Source organism: Mesorhizobium sp. M4A.F.Ca.ET.022.05.2.1 (assembly GCF_003998845.1).
Classification (GTDB): Bacteria; Pseudomonadota; Alphaproteobacteria; order Rhizobiales; family Rhizobiaceae; genus Mesorhizobium.
The window spans coordinates 1-13,804 of record NZ_RZOJ01000134.1 but is presented as its reverse complement, the minus strand read 5'-3'; the positions used below and the strand labels follow the sequence as shown (position 1 = coordinate 13,804).

The 13,804-nt window shown below is 64.8% G+C and carries 13 protein-coding genes; 10 read left to right on the top strand and 3 right to left on the bottom strand.

What is annotated here, in order from left to right:
- The 4 genes from EN745_RS16515 to EN745_RS16500 form a co-directional block, all read left to right on the top strand.
- Positions 1-1,300 (top strand): CpaF family protein (locus EN745_RS16515; protein ID WP_145992047.1); only part of this gene is annotated, 1,300 nt, incomplete at its 5' end.
- A 29-nt stretch (positions 1,301-1,329) separates the two neighbouring features.
- Complete coding sequence (locus EN745_RS16510; RefSeq protein ID WP_126056631.1) at positions 1,330-2,343, top strand: type II secretion system F family protein; 1,014 nt, start codon at positions 1,330-1,332, stop codon at positions 2,341-2,343.
- A gap of 9 nt (positions 2,344-2,352) precedes the next feature.
- Positions 2,353-3,369 (top strand): type II secretion system F family protein, encoded by a 1,017-nt coding sequence (locus EN745_RS16505; protein ID WP_126056630.1) that lies wholly within the window; start codon positions 2,353-2,355, stop codon positions 3,367-3,369.
- A gap of 158 nt (positions 3,370-3,527) precedes the next feature.
- Positions 3,528-3,842: a putative quinol monooxygenase gene (locus tag EN745_RS16500; protein WP_127405139.1), complete on the top strand. Its 315-nt coding sequence runs from the start codon at positions 3,528-3,530 to the stop codon at positions 3,840-3,842.
- 46 nt (positions 3,843-3,888) lie between these two features.
- Here EN745_RS16500 and EN745_RS16495 read toward each other — a convergent pair whose 3' ends face one another.
- On the bottom strand, positions 3,889-4,713 hold the full coding sequence (locus tag EN745_RS16495) for a tetratricopeptide repeat protein (protein ID WP_127405138.1): 825 nt from the start codon (positions 4,711-4,713) through the stop codon (positions 3,889-3,891).
- A 225-nt stretch (positions 4,714-4,938) separates the two neighbouring features.
- On the opposite strand from EN745_RS16495, the gene EN745_RS16490 reads away from it, so the two are divergent.
- From EN745_RS16490 to pdeM, 5 genes are all read left to right on the top strand, one after another.
- Positions 4,939-6,303 (top strand): leucyl aminopeptidase family protein, encoded by a 1,365-nt coding sequence (locus tag EN745_RS16490; RefSeq protein ID WP_127421774.1) that lies wholly within the window; start codon positions 4,939-4,941, stop codon positions 6,301-6,303.
- 64 nt (positions 6,304-6,367) lie between these two features.
- Positions 6,368-6,718 (top strand): MarR family winged helix-turn-helix transcriptional regulator, encoded by a 351-nt coding sequence (locus EN745_RS16485; protein WP_126056626.1) that lies wholly within the window; start codon positions 6,368-6,370, stop codon positions 6,716-6,718.
- Positions 6,719-6,746: 28 nt separating this feature from the next.
- A complete protein-coding gene (locus EN745_RS16480; protein WP_127421773.1) occupies positions 6,747-7,607 on the top strand; it encodes an NlpC/P60 family protein in 861 nt (286 codons plus the stop codon).
- A gap of 95 nt (positions 7,608-7,702) precedes the next feature.
- Entirely contained in the window at positions 7,703-10,219 is a 2,517-nt protein-coding gene (locus EN745_RS16475) for a ligase-associated DNA damage response DEXH box helicase (protein ID WP_127421772.1), read from the top strand.
- 19 nt (positions 10,220-10,238) lie between these two features.
- Positions 10,239-10,955 carry a ligase-associated DNA damage response endonuclease PdeM gene (pdeM, locus tag EN745_RS16470; protein ID WP_127421771.1) on the top strand — a complete coding sequence of 239 codons (717 nt, stop codon included), beginning with the start codon at positions 10,239-10,241 and terminating at the stop codon, positions 10,953-10,955.
- Positions 10,956-10,968: 13 nt separating this feature from the next.
- Here the strand turns inward: pdeM and EN745_RS16465 are convergent, their stop codons facing one another.
- The gene (locus EN745_RS16465) at positions 10,969-11,940 is read right to left on the bottom strand and encodes a quinone oxidoreductase (protein ID WP_127421770.1); all 972 of its coding nucleotides are present in this window, start codon (positions 11,938-11,940) and stop codon (positions 10,969-10,971) included.
- A gap of 93 nt (positions 11,941-12,033) precedes the next feature.
- Between EN745_RS16465 and EN745_RS16460 the strand changes: the two genes are divergently transcribed.
- Positions 12,034-12,912, top strand: a complete 879-nt coding sequence (locus EN745_RS16460; RefSeq protein WP_127421769.1) for a LysR substrate-binding domain-containing protein — start codon at positions 12,034-12,036, stop codon at positions 12,910-12,912.
- Between the two features lie 13 nt (positions 12,913-12,925).
- Here EN745_RS16460 and EN745_RS16455 read toward each other — a convergent pair.
- Positions 12,926-13,804: DmsC/YnfH family molybdoenzyme membrane anchor subunit (locus tag EN745_RS16455; RefSeq protein ID WP_127421768.1), on the bottom strand; the 879-nt coding region annotated here is incomplete at its 5' end.

Sequence of the window (13,804 nt, the reverse complement as noted above, 5' to 3'; positions counted from 1 at the left end):
GGTCCAGCGCGAGCGCAGCGAGACCTACTACGACACCAAGAGCCAGGTCTTTTCCGCCCTCATCGACACGATCGACCTGTCGCAGCTCGCCAAGCTCGATCCCGAAAGCGCGCGCGAGGAAATCCGCGACATCGTCAACGACATCATCGCGATCAAGAATTTCGCGATGTCGATCGCCGAGCAGGAGCAATTGCTCGAGGATATCTGCAACGATGTGCTCGGCTACGGGCCGCTGGAGCCGCTGCTTGCCCGTGACGACATCGCCGACATCATGGTCAACGGCTCCAAGAACGTCTACATCGAAGTCAACGGCAAGGTCGAACAGACCGGCATACGCTTCCGCGACAATCAGCAGCTCCTCAATATCTGCCAGCGCATCGTCAGCCAGGTTGGCCGCCGGGTCGACGAATCGAGCCCGATCTGCGACGCCCGCCTTCCCGACGGTTCCCGCGTCAACGTCATCGCGCCGCCGCTCTCCATCGACGGCACCGCCCTCACCATCCGCAAGTTCAAGAAGGACAAGCTGACGCTCGACCAGCTGGTCAAGTTCGGCGCGATCTCGCCGCAGGGCGCCGAGGTCCTCAAGATCATCGGCCGAGTCCGCTGCAATGTCGTCATCTCGGGCGGCACCGGCTCAGGCAAGACGACCCTGCTCAACTGCCTGACCAACTACATCGACCGCGAGGAGCGCGTCATCACCTGCGAGGACTCCGCCGAACTGCAGCTGCAACAGCCGCATGTGGTTCGCCTCGAAACCCGTCCGCCCAATCTCGAGGGCGAGGGCGAGGTGACGATGCGCGACCTGGTCAAGAACTGCCTGCGCATGCGGCCCGAGCGGATCATCGTCGGCGAAGTGCGCGGACCGGAAGTGTTCGATCTGTTGCAGGCGATGAACACCGGCCACGACGGTTCGATGGGAACGATCCACTCCAACAGCCCACGCGAGTGCCTGAACCGTATCGAATCGATGATCGCGATGGGCGGTTATTCGCTGCCGCAGAAGACCGTGCGCGAGATCGTCGTCGGCTCGGTCGACGTGATCATCCAGGCGGCCCGCCTGCGCGACGGCTCGCGCCGCATCACCCACATCACCGAAGTGATCGGCATGGAAGGCGACGTCATCATCACGCAGGACCTCATCCTCTACAACATCAAGGGTGAGGACGCGGGCGGCCGGCTGATCGGCGAGCATGTGTCGACCGGTATCGGCCGTCCACATTTCTGGGATCGCGCCCGTTATTATGGCGAGGAGCAGCGCCTCGCGACCGCGCTCGAGGCTATGGAGAAAAACGCTGGCTGACGCATTTGGAGGCGTAGGGGCTCTGGTCGATGTTCGGAATTGACAGCACCGTACTTGCGTTTGTCGTGCTGGCTGGCTTCAGCGCCGGCGCGGTCGCCTATGCTTTCCTGTTCACCCGTATCAGCAACGAGAAGCAGGTCGGCAAGCGGCTTGAGACCATCAAGACGGCTGAAACCGACCGGTCGATCGTCAAGGCTTCGCGCGACCGCGCCGCCGAGGCGGTAAAGCGGCGAAAGTCCCTCCAGGATACGCTGAAGCAGCTCGACGAAAAGCAGAGATCCAACGATCGCATCGTCAAGAAGCCGCCGCTCAAGGTGCAGATCCGCCAGGCCGGCATGCAGGTCTCCATCGAGCGCTTCTATATCTACTCGGCGATCTGCGGCATCGCCCTCATGGTGCTCGCCTACGTGGCCGGCGCGCCCCTTCTGGTGCTGCCGGGCGCATTGCTGGCCGGCGCGTTCGGCTTGCCGCGCTGGTTCGTCTCGTTCCGCCGCAGCCGCCGGGTCAAGGCATTCCTCAACGAGTTTCCGAACGCACTCGACATCATCGTGCGCGCGGTCAAGTCAGGCCTGCCACTCAACGATGCCATCCGTCTGATCGCCAACGAGTCTCCGGAGCCGGTCAGGACCGAGTTTCGCCGCATCATCGATTCGCAGCAGATGGGCATGTCGATCCCCGACGCCACCATCCGCATGTCCGAAACCATGCCGTGCGCGGAGGCGGGCTTCTTCGGCATCGTCATCCAGATCCAGTCACAGGCGGGCGGCAACCTCTCCGAGGCGCTTGGCAACCTCTCGCGCGTGCTGCGCGACCGCAAGAAGATGAAGGCCAAGGTGCAGGCGCTGTCGATGGAGGCGAAGGCATCGGCCGTCATCATCGGCGCCCTGCCTTTCGTCGTCGCCTTCCTCGTCTACCTGTCGAGCCCGAACTACATCATGCCGCTGTTCACCACCAGCACGGGCAACCTGATCATCGGCTGTTCGCTGGTCTGGATGTCGATCGGCATCCTGGTGATGCGTAAGATGATGAACTTCGAAGTCTAGGGGGCGTCAGTGACAGACCAGGTCGTCAAATCCCTCACCGACCCCGGCTTTCTGATCGCCTTGCTGGTCGGCATCGCGGTGTTCGCGACGGTCTTCACGCTCTTGCCGGCGCTTGGCGGCAACCAGCTTAAGTCGCGCATGAAATCGGTGGCGCTGGAGCGCGAGGAACTGCGCGCCAAGCAGCGCGCACGGCTGGCCAACGAAGCCGATCGCCGCCGCAAGGGCCTGCGCGAAGAGCAGTCGATCGGCATGCGCAACATCGTCGATCGGCTGGACCTGAGGCGCGCGCTGGCCGATGAAGGCACGCTGCAGAAGCTCAAAGTGGCCGGGTTTCGCGGCCAGAATCCGCTGACGCGCTTCCTGTTCTTCCGCCTGGTCCTGCCCTTCGTCGGTTTCGCGCTCGCGGCCGTCTACCTGTTCGTGCTCGGCGGCCTGCCCCAGCAGCCACCCTTCATCAAGCTGTTTGTCTGCGTTGTGGTTGCCTATGGCGGCTTCTATGCGCCGATCCTTTACGTCAACAACCGCGCCACCAAGCGCAAGCAGTCGATCCAGATGGCGTGGCCGGACGCGCTGGATCTGATGCTGATCTGCGTTGAGTCGGGCATGTCCGTGGAAGCAGCGCTGCGCAAGGTCGCCGACGAGATCGGCGGTCAGTCGGTGGCGCTCGCGGAAGAGTTCGTGCTCACCAACGCCGAGCTCTCCTATCTGCAGGAGCGCAAGGTGGCCTACGAGAACCTTGCCAGCCGCACCGGCCTGGAATCGGTCAAGTCGGTGTCGCAGGCGCTGGTCCAGGCCGAGCGCTACGGCACGCCGGTCGCGCATGCGCTGCGCGTGCTGGCCTCGGAAAGCCGCGACATGCGCATGAACGCGGCGGAGAAGAAGGCAGCCGCCCTGCCGCCCAAGCTCACCGTGCCGATGATCCTGTTCTTCCTGCCGGTGCTGTTCGCCATCATCCTGGGGCCGGCCGGCATCCAGGTCAGCCAGCGCGGCATCTTCGGCGATCAGCACAATTCAAGCAGTCAGTAGGGCAGCGACACCCGGAAGCTGACGAAAAAGGCTGCGCTTGACGCCGGCAATGGCCGCTGGCGTTACTGACCAGCTTTGGTAGATCATTGTCGCGCAGATCGAGAAGAGGGAAGCCGAGAAGCCGGCTGCATGCAGGCCATACATGAAACGGATAGCCAATGATTGTGAGGATAGCGGAACTGGAGATCGACGCCGACTGCCTCGACGCCTACGCCGCTCTCATCTCTGAAGAGACGGAAGCCTCTGTGAGGCTAGAGTCTGGGGTGCTTTTTCTATTCGCGGTGTCGGTCAGAGAAAGCCCGCATATCGTCCGCGTCATTGAAGGTTATGCCGATCAGGCGGCTTATGAAGCGCACCTGACCACGCCACATTTTCTCAAATACAAGGCCGAGACCGCCGGTATGGTGAAGTCCCTCCGTCTGATCGAAACCGATCCGATCTCGCTGAAAGCTAAAACTCAAATTTCAAACTGATCCATTGCCGATGACCTTGAGGAATCGGCTGACGCTGGCGATGCCGTCAGTTGGTCGCGGGCGTGTCTTTTGCCTTGTCCTGGTCCTTCAGCTGGTTCCAGGCGTTCTGCTGGGCGAGCATCTGGCGCAAATAGGCGACATTGGCTTGCGCCTGTTCGGGCGAGAGCTCCTGCGAGGCGATCTTCTCGGCCTCGTCGAAGCGGCCCTGCAGGCCGACGACCAGCGCCAGATTCTGGCGCACGCGACTGTCGGCGTTCGGCTGCTGGGCCGCCGAGCGCATGTAGGTCTCGGCGGTGCGCAGGTCGCCTTCCAGCACATAAGACATGCCGAGATTGGACAGGATCGAGGGTTCGTTCGGCTTGAGGTCGAGCGCCTTGCGGTAGTCCTGGCGCGCCTCGTCCCGCTGGCCGAGCTGGTCGAGGATCGCGGCTTCGGCCGACACCAGCCGCCAGTCCGGATATTCAGGCGTCTGCGCGCGGCGCACAGCATCCAGCGCCGGCTCGAACTGCCCGTTGGCGGCGAGCGCCTTGCCGTAGGCGGCGAGCACGTCGCGGTCCTTGGGCAGTGCGATCGCCAGCTTGCGCATCACGGCAAGCGACTGGTCTGCGTCGCCATCCATCTGCAGCGCCGCCGCGTAATTGGTGGCGATCCGCTTGTCGTTGGGGTTCCTGGCATAGGATTCGCCGAGCCTGGCCGTCGCGCTGTGCAGCTCGGAGGCAGACATGGTCTCCAGCGGCCTGCTGTCGGACCGTCCGATGGAGCCGGTCGTGAGCTTGCTGGTACCGCAGCCGGCGACACTTGCCGCGAGTGCAGCCATGAAGACCGTGGTGATCAGCCGCTTGCCCGTGTTCATCAAACCATTGATCAGCATCGGCCTGCGGCCTCCATATGTGTGCGGCCTTGTGTGGCCGTCTTCCCTCCCGAAGAAATATTCTGTTAACCCTAACGGACAGTTAAGAACGCCGAGTCGGACGGCGTTAGAGCGGTTCAGCGTTTCATGGAATCGCCGAACCGCTCTAACTATTTGCTTCTTCGCAATTCCGGACGGAAAACCGCTACACACTTTTCCTGGAATTGCTCTAGCGGAGACCATCGAATGCCAGTCGAACTCGTCGAGACGAAATCAGCGACCGCCCTGCCGGTCCACCTGGTCGCGGGCGGCGGCCTTGATGCCGCGGGTCTGGCACCTGCCGTGATTGCCTGGGCCCGGGCCAACGGCTTTTCCGGCGAGGCCGGCAGGACGCTGCCCTTGCCGGGCGAGGACGGCGCGCTTGCCGGCGTCCTGTTCGGCCTTGGCGATGGCGATGGCGCGCTCACCGTTGGTGCCCTGGCGAGAGCCCTGCCGGAAGGTGACTGGCACTTCGCCGTCGAGCCGGCCTGGCCGGACCTTGCGGCGATCGGGCTTGTGCTTGGCGGCTATGCCTTCACCCGCTATGGCAAGAAGCCCGGGAGGCAGCTCCGCTTCGCCCTGCCGGCGGGCGCCGATGCCGCGCATGTCCGCCGCATCGCCGATGGCGTTTTCCTGACCCGCGACCTCGTCAACACGCCAACCAGCGACATGGGACCGGACGAGCTGGAAAAAGCGGCGCGGGTCTTGGCCGCCACGCACCAGGCCCAGGTGTCGGCAATCAACGGCGACGATCTCCTCAAGCAGAACTTCCCGATGATCCACGCGGTCGGCCGCGCCTCCACAAGCGCGCCGCGGCTGATCGACATGCTCTGGGGCCCACCGGAGGCGCCGAAGGTGACGCTGGTCGGCAAGGGCGTCTGCTTCGACACCGGCGGCCTCGACATCAAGCCGTCATCAGGCATGCTGCTGATGAAGAAGGACATGGGCGGCGCCGCCAACGTGCTGGGCCTTGCCTCCATGATTATGGCCGCCAGGCGAAACGTGCGGCTGCGCGTCTTGATCCCGGCGGTCGAGAACTCGATTGCCGGCAACGCCTTCCGGCCGGGCGATGTGCTGACGAGCCGCAAGGGCATCACCGTCGAGATCGGCAACACCGACGCCGAGGGGCGGCTGGTGCTGGCGGATGCGCTGGCGCTGGCCGATGACGAACAGCCCGAGCTGCTCGTCGACATGGCGACGCTGACCGGCGCTGCCCGTGTCGCGCTCGGTCCGGATCTGCCGCCCTTCTACACCGGCGATGAGGTGCTGGCGTCCGAGCTGTCGGCGGCATCGATGGCGGTCGAGGATCCGCTGTGGCGCATGCCCTTGTGGCGGCCCTACGATGCAAAGCTGTCGTCGAAGATCGCCGACATCAACAACGTCACCAGCGATGGCTTCGCCGGCTCGGTCACCGCGGCGCTTTTCCTCAAACGCTTCGTCGAGAAGACGCCGCGCTGGGCGCATTTCGACATCTTCGCCTGGAATCCGTCCGATCGCGCGCATGGCATTGCCGGCGGCGAGGCGCAGGGCATTCGCGCGCTGGAGCGGGTTATCTCCAGGCGTTTCGGGTGATGCCTTGGGCCAAATACGCCGGTACTGAAACGGAACCGAAACAATTTGCCGGCATGCTGGCGCGATGTCGATCTCGATGCGCCCCAGCCAGGCTCTCAGACTGTGGCAGCAGGTGATGCTGTCGCAGGTGCGCGACGGCGCGCCCGATCTCACCATGCGCCAGACGGCGATCCTGTTCACCATCTATCTCGACCCGCCGCCGCATACGGTGCGTGGGCTCGCGGCCCGGCTCAACGTCACCAAGCCGGTCATCACGCGAGCGCTCGACACGATGGGCGCGCTGAAGCTGGTGTCGCGCCACCGCGATGAGCTCGACAAGCGCAACGTCCTGATCAGGCGTACCGTCGAGGGCGCGCTCTTTGTCGAGCGCTTCGGCGATGGTATCATCGCCAGGGCCCACGAACTGCCCATCTGACCGATCGTCCATCTGACCGAGTGCCGATTTGACCGCCAGGGATGCCCGCCTCCACGCCTTCCGTTCCGATCTCGCCGATGCCAGGCTGAAAGGCGAGGTTTCAGCCGAGCGTTTCGTCGCCGGGCTACCGGCGCGGATTTCCGTTCCGGTGGCGGATCTGCGCAGGGCACCGCGCTGGGATGCCGGCGTCAACACGCAGGCCGTGTTCGGCGACGATGTCCTGGTCTTCGAGGAGAGGGAAGGCTGGGCCTGGATCCAGGCCGAGCGCGACGGTTATGTCGGCTATGTCGCCGACACCGTGCTTGGGGCGAGGGATCACGCGCCGACCCATGTCGTCTCGGTGCCGCGCACCTTCCTCTATCCTGGCCCTGACCTGCGCATCCCGGTAAGCGGCCAATTGTCGATGGGCTCGGCGGTGACCGTGACGGGCTCGGCCGAAACGCGCGGCACGCCCTATGCCCTTTTGTCGTCCGGCCAGGCGCTTATCGCGGCCCATCTGCGATCCATAGGCGAAGTTGCGACCGACTATGTTTCGGTTGCGGAGGGTTTTCTCGGCACGCCCTATCTGTGGGGCGGCGTCTCCGGCTTCGGCATCGACTGCTCCGGCCTCGTGCAATTGGCGATGCGCATGACGGGCAAGGACGTGCTGCGCGACTCCGACATGCAGGCGGGATCGATCGGCGAGCCGCTCGATCCGGGACCTGACTTCGCGGGCTTGCGGCGCGGCGACCTCGTCTTCTGGAAGGGCCATGTCGCGATCATGACCGACCCCGACACCATGATCCACGCCAACGGCCACACAATGCTGGTCTCGCGCGAAGGGCTGAAGGAGGCCGTCGAGCGCATCGGCTATCTCTATGGCGGCCCGACGGGGTTTCGGCGGCCCTGACCCTTCCTCTCCCCGTAAACGGGGGCGAGGAACGTTGATCCCCTTTTGTTCCGATTTTTCTTGGCGATCGCGCGCCGTCGCGCTACCTCTGGCGCGTGACAGAGCAGCCGCGCCTTGCCGAACGGAATGCCGCCGTGGTGCTGCCCGAGCCATTCGTCAGATGGTTCGGGCAGAAGGGCTGGTCGCCGCGCGCCCATCAGCTTGAACTTTTGGCGCGGGCGCAAGCCGGCCAGTCGGTGCTGCTGATCGCGCCGACCGGCGCCGGCAAGACGCTCGCCGGCTTCATGCCGTCGCTGATCGAACTTGCCAACCGTCCCAGGCGGAAGCCCGGCGAGGCGCATCGCGGCATCCACACGCTCTACATTTCGCCGCTCAAGGCGCTGGCCGTCGACATCGAGCGCAATCTCGGCAAGCCAGTGGAAGAGATCGGGCTTCCCGTCACCATCGAGACGCGCACCGGCGACACGCCTTCGCACAAGCGCCAAAGGCAGAAGCTGGCGCCGCCCGACATCCTGCTGACGACGCCCGAGCAGCTTGCCCTGTTGATCGCCTCGAACGATGCAAGACGCTTCTTCGAGGATTTGCGCTACATCGTGCTCGACGAACTGCATTCGCTGGTCACCTCGAAGCGCGGTCATCTGCTGGCGCTCGGCCTGGCGCGGCTGCGCGCTTTCGTTCCCAATCTGCAGACGATCGGGCTTTCCGCGACCGTCGCCGAGCCCGACGAGTTGCGCCGCTGGCTGGTCGCGCAGAACCCACCCGGCAAGATGGCCGGACTGATCACCGTGGCAGGCGGCGCCAAGCCCGACATCTCCATTCTCGATTCGCAGGAGCGCGTGCCGTGGTCCGGTCATTCGGCCCGCTACGCCATCCCGGAAATCTACGAGGCGATAAAAAGACACCGCACGACGATTTTGTTCGTCAACACCCGCAGCCAGGCCGAACTGCTGTTCCAGGAGCTGTGGCGGGCAAACGAGGATTCGCTGCCGATCGCGCTGCATCACGGCTCGCTCGATGTCGGCCAGCGCCGGCGTGTCGAGAAGGCGATGGGAGAGAATGCGCTACGCGCCATCGTCGCCACCTCGACGCTCGATCTCGGTATCGACTGGGGCGATGTCGATCTGGTCGTGCATGTCGGCGCGCCCAAGGGGGCAAGCCGGCTGGCGCAGCGCATCGGCCGCGCCAACCACCGCATGGATGAGCCGTCCAACGCGATCCTGATTCCGGCCAACCGTTTCGAGGTGCTGGAATGCCGCGCCGCCCTCGACGCCAACTATCTTGGCGCGCAGGACACGCCGCCGCTGATCAAGGGCGCGCTCGATGTGCTGTCGCAGCATGTGCTTGGCGTGGCCTGCGGCGGACCCTTCGATGCCGGGCACCTGTTCGTGGAGGTGCGAAGCGCCGCCCCCTATGCCGCGCTGGAGCGCGAGACCTTCGACCGCGTCATCGATTTCGTCGCTACCGGCGGTTACGCGCTGAAGAATTATGAGCGCTATGCCCGCATCCGCCGGACCAAGGAGGGTCTCTGGCGCGTCTCGCATCCGAGTGTCGCGCAGCAATACCGGCTGAATGTCGGCACCATCGTCGAGATGCCGGAGCTCAATGTCCGCTATGTCCGGCAGGGGCGCGGCATGGCCGGACGCGGCGGGCCGGTGCTTGGCAAGGTCGAGGAGTATTTCGCCGAGACGCTGCGCCCCGGTGACAATTTCCTGTTTGCCGGCAAGGTGCTGCGTTTCGAAGGCATCCGCGAGAACGAATGCATCGTCTCCAACGGCGCCGGAGCCAACATCATCGTGCCCTCCTATGCCGGCGGCAAATTCCCGCTGTCGACCTACCTGGCCGAGCAGGTGCGCGGCATGCTGGCCGACAGCGATCGCTGGCAGGCCCTGCCGGAGCAGGTCGCCGACTGGCTTCGCCTGCAGAAGGAAAAGTCGGTGCTGCCGAAGCGCGGCGACCTGCTGGTCGAGACCTTTCCGCGCGGCAACCGCCACTACATGGTCGCCTATCCGTTCGAGGGCCGGCTGGCGCACCAGACGCTGGGCATGCTTTTGACACGGCGGCTGGAGCGCGCGCATGCGAGACCGCTCGGCTTCGTCGCCACCGACTATTCGCTTGCCGTCTGGGCGCTGGACGACATGGCGGCTTTGTTCAGGGCGAAGAAGCCGTCACTCGGCCAACTGTTCGACGAGGACATGCTGGGCGACGACCTCGAAGCCTGGTTGAACGACAGCTGGATGCTGAAGCGCACCTTCCGCACCTGCGCGGTTATCGCCGGGCTGATCGAGAAGCGCTTTCCCGGACAGGAAAAGAGCGGCCGGCAGGTGACGGTCTCGGCCGATCTGATCTACGATGTGCTTCGCAGCCACGAGCCGGACCATATTTTGCTGCAGGCGACGCGCACCGATGCCTCCGCCGGCCTGCTCGATGTCAGCAGGCTCGCCGAGATGCTCTCGCGTGTGCGAGGTCGAATCGTGCATAAGCATCTCGACCAGATTTCGCCGCTAGCGATCCCGGTGATGCTGGAGATCGGCAAGGAACCGGTCAATGGCGGTGCCAACGAGACGCTGCTGATGGAAGCCGCCGATCTGGTTGAGGAGGCCATGGGCCGATAAGGACTGGGGACGGAGAGGGATGAATTTTTCGCTGACGCGCGCAACGCTGATCGCCGAGGCCGACCTGATCGGCATCGCCGGCGAGCGCGCCGTCTGCGACCCGCGCGGCGTGCTTTACTTCCCTGACCTGCGGCTGCTCGCGGTATCGGACCTGCATCTGGAAAAAGGCTCTTCCTTCGCCAGGCGAGGCGCGCTGATCCCGCCTTACGATACAGGTGCGACACTGCTCAGGCTGCAGGCGGCGATCGCCGACTACCAGCCGGCGATCGTCATCAGCCTGGGCGACTCTTTCCATGACGGCGGCGGTGCCGAGCGCATGCACGCGAGTTTCCGAGATCGGCTGGAAAGCCTGATGGCGGGCCGTGACTGGTTCTGGATCGCCGGCAACCACGATCCCGACGCGCCGGCCGACCTGCCCGGCGAGACCGTGCGCGAGCTAGCCATCGGCTCGCTGCTCTTCCGGCACGAGCCGTCGAAGGTGCGCGTGGAAGGCGAGATATCAGGCCATTTCCACCCTTGCGCCCGCATCGTCCAGCGCGGCCGCTCGGTGCGGCGGCGCTGCTTCGCCGCCGATGGCGGCCGCATGATCATGCCGGCCTTCGGCGCCTACACCGGCTCGCTCAACGTGCTCGACCGCGCCTATGCAGGCCTGTTCCGTCGCGAGACGCTGATGGCCTACATGCTCGGCGCCGAACGCATCTTCGCCATTCCCCACGCCATGCTGCGTCCAGGCTGAACTGGGAATTGCTCTAAGGAAGCATTACGGTTGCGCCGGTCGTCTGCCGCGCTTCGAGCCGGCGATGCGCTTCGGCCACTTCGGCGAGCGGCATCCGGGCGTGCACGGGGATTTTCACGGCACCGCTCAGCACGACGCGGAAGAGTTCTTCGCTCATGGCGACGACGTCCTCGCGCCTGGCGAGATGATGGAACAACAACGGCCAGGTGGCGAACAGCGAGCCTTTCTGCATCAGCAGCATGATGTCGAACGGCGGGATCGATCCTGACGCCGTGCCGAAGCTGACGAAGGTGCCAAAGGGCCGCAGGCAATCGAGCGAGGCGGGAAAGGTCGCCTTGCCGACGCCGTCGTAGACGACGTGACAGCCTTCGCCACCAGTGATCTCCCTCACCCGCGCGGCAAAGTCTTCGCTGCCATAGTCGATGACATGGTCGCAGCCACTGGCGCGCGCGAGCTCGGCCTTCTCTGGCGAACCGACCGTGCCGATGACGGTGGCGCCGAGATGCTTAGCCCATTGTGTCAGAATGAGGCCGACGCCGCCCGCCGCGGCATGCACGAGGATGGTGTGGCCCGCCTCGACGCGAAACGTGCGGCGCAGCAGATATTGCGCCGTCAGCCCCTTCAACATCATCGCCGCGCCGATGTCGAAGTCGATGGCGTCGGGCAGATGGACGACAAAATGCGCCGGCACGATGCGTTCCTCGGCATAGGCGCCCAGCGTCTCGACATAGGCGACACGATCGCCGGACGCGAAGCCGCTCACCCCTTCGCCGACGGCGACGATTTCGCCGGCGCCTTCATTGCCCGGCGTGAATGGCAAAGCGGGCGGCGCATATTCGCCGGTGCGGAAATAGATGTCGACGAAGTTCAGACCGACCGCACGGTTGCGCACGCGGACCTCGCCGGGTCCGGGCTGGCCGATGTCGACATCTTCATAGGCAAGCACATCTGGCCCGCCATGGCGGTGGACGCGGATCGCTTTCATGGATTTCTTCCTTGCGCTGTCTCGTGGCAGGGAGATAGCGCGTGGCGCGATATCATTGTAGGCTGATATCCGTGACATCAGAGTTCAAGGATCATGATATCTGAGCAAATAGGCCTCGACCTTCTTCGCACCTATGTGGCGGTCTGCCGGCAGGGCAGCCTGAGCAGGGTCGCTGCGCAGACCGGCAGAACCCAATCGTCGCTGAGCATGCAGATGCGGCGGCTCGAAGGATTGCTGCAACGGCACCTGTTCCAACGCACCGGCCGCGGTGTCGTGCCAACCGCGGAGGGGGAACTCTTTCTGGGATACGCGACCCGCATCCTGGCTCTGGGCGATGAGGCGGTGGCACGTCTGCGGCCGGCCGGCGTAGGCGGCGGCGTGCGTATCGGCCTCGCCGAGGAGGTCACGACGGCAGCGCTGTCGGCAGCACTCGGGCGGCTTCATCGCACCTATCCCGAGATCAGCCTTGACGTGACGGTCGAGCACAGTGTCGCGCTGGGACGGCTTTGGAGTGAGGATGTGCTGGATGTCATGATCGCCCCGACATCCGTCGTCGCGGCCGATGCCCTGACGACGTGGAACGTCGAACTGCAGTGGGTCTGCGCTCACGACTACGAGCTGGATGCGGGGCGGCCGCTCGATCTCGTCGCCTTTGGCGCAACCTGCCCGTGGCGCAGGCGTATGATCGAGGCGCTGGTTGCCGCCGGCAGGGAGCACAGGATCGGCTTGTCGTGCCAGAGCATCACCGGCCTGCAGGCAGCGATCGAGAATGGGCTGGGCGTCGGGCTGCTTCCGCCCGAATCGGTGCGCACTGCTTCGATGCGGGTGCTGAAGACATCGGCTGGCGTTCCCGACACGCTGACGGTCCAATACGGTCTTTACGCACACGACCGACGCACAGCCGTCGTCGATGCCGCGATCGAAATCTTGCTGATGGACTTGCCAGCCGCGCCACGGGCACGGGCCGCATGACGGAGAGAACGCGCTACCGGCCGTAATAGAGGGTGACCGTGTGCTTCGCCTCGGCGAAGAACAGCCAGCGCTCGACCAGCATGCCGGCGAGCTGGAGCAGAGCGGCGATCACTGACGCCATCGTGGCGAAAGGCCATGGCAGGACGAATGCCATGGCGAGCAAGATGGCCGGTAAGGCGAAGGCCAGGGCCTGGGTGATCCGCCGCAGCTTCGCGCTGTGTTTGCGCGCGATGCGGAACCCCATTTCCTTGAGAAGATAGTTCTCTTCGGTGCGCGGCCATTCCAGCGACCGCACCGTGCCTCCGGCGAGGCCCGTCGCGGTGTTGGCGGTAGTCGGAGTTTCCAGCCGGTCATTGTACCGCCAGGTCGCTAGCTTCCACCCCCAGCCGGCAAGGGTGGCAAGCATCGAGAACGCCAGCACGGCCACCGAACCGACGTCGAAACCCTGCAGCAGCACGTTCAACAGCACACCGCCGGTCATCGTCGAGAAGATCAGATAGCCGGGCAGGGTGAAACGGCTGTGCCACTGCGCGATCGGCTTCAGCGAGGCATAGATCATGCCGGTGGTGCAGACCGTGGTGACCGCGCCGAGTGCCGTCAGCAGTCCGGCGATGGCCACCCAGCCGCCATTGCGGCCCAAAAACACCCAGCCGATGCCGAACAGTCCGGCCGGAATGAAGGTAGCCACCGACGAAACGCCCTCGCGCGACAGCCAGGAGCTGCGCCACTGCGAAAACGCCCGCCATGCTCGTTCAGGGCGGCCGAGATGGCGCGTTGAGGATAAGAGGCCGGCCGCAATCAGGCCAAGGGACAGGCCCATGCCGACGAGGCCGAGCCAGAAATCGGGTGCGATGTAGCCCAGCCCGCCGAGCACGCCAAGCAGCGCCAGCAG

What these genes read in the sequence shown, in the direction of transcription:
- EN745_RS16485 (WP_126056626.1), top strand. Translation starts at nt 6,368, where the DNA reads ATGTCGATCTCGATGCGCCCCAGCCAGGCTCTCAGACTGTGGCAGCAG.
- EN745_RS16495 (WP_127405138.1), bottom strand. Translation starts at nt 4,713, where the DNA reads ATGCTGATCAATGGTTTGATGAACACGGGCAAGCGGCTGATCACCACG.
- EN745_RS16460 (WP_127421769.1), top strand. Translation starts at nt 12,034, where the DNA reads ATGATATCTGAGCAAATAGGCCTCGACCTTCTTCGCACCTATGTGGCG.
- EN745_RS16510 (WP_126056631.1), top strand. Translation starts at nt 1,330, where the DNA reads ATGTTCGGAATTGACAGCACCGTACTTGCGTTTGTCGTGCTGGCTGGC.
- EN745_RS16500 (WP_127405139.1), top strand. Translation starts at nt 3,528, where the DNA reads ATGATTGTGAGGATAGCGGAACTGGAGATCGACGCCGACTGCCTCGAC.
- EN745_RS16465 (WP_127421770.1), bottom strand. Translation starts at nt 11,940, where the DNA reads ATGAAAGCGATCCGCGTCCACCGCCATGGCGGGCCAGATGTGCTTGCC.
- pdeM (WP_127421771.1), top strand. Translation starts at nt 10,239, where the DNA reads ATGAATTTTTCGCTGACGCGCGCAACGCTGATCGCCGAGGCCGACCTG.
- EN745_RS16490 (WP_127421774.1), top strand. Translation starts at nt 4,939, where the DNA reads ATGCCAGTCGAACTCGTCGAGACGAAATCAGCGACCGCCCTGCCGGTC.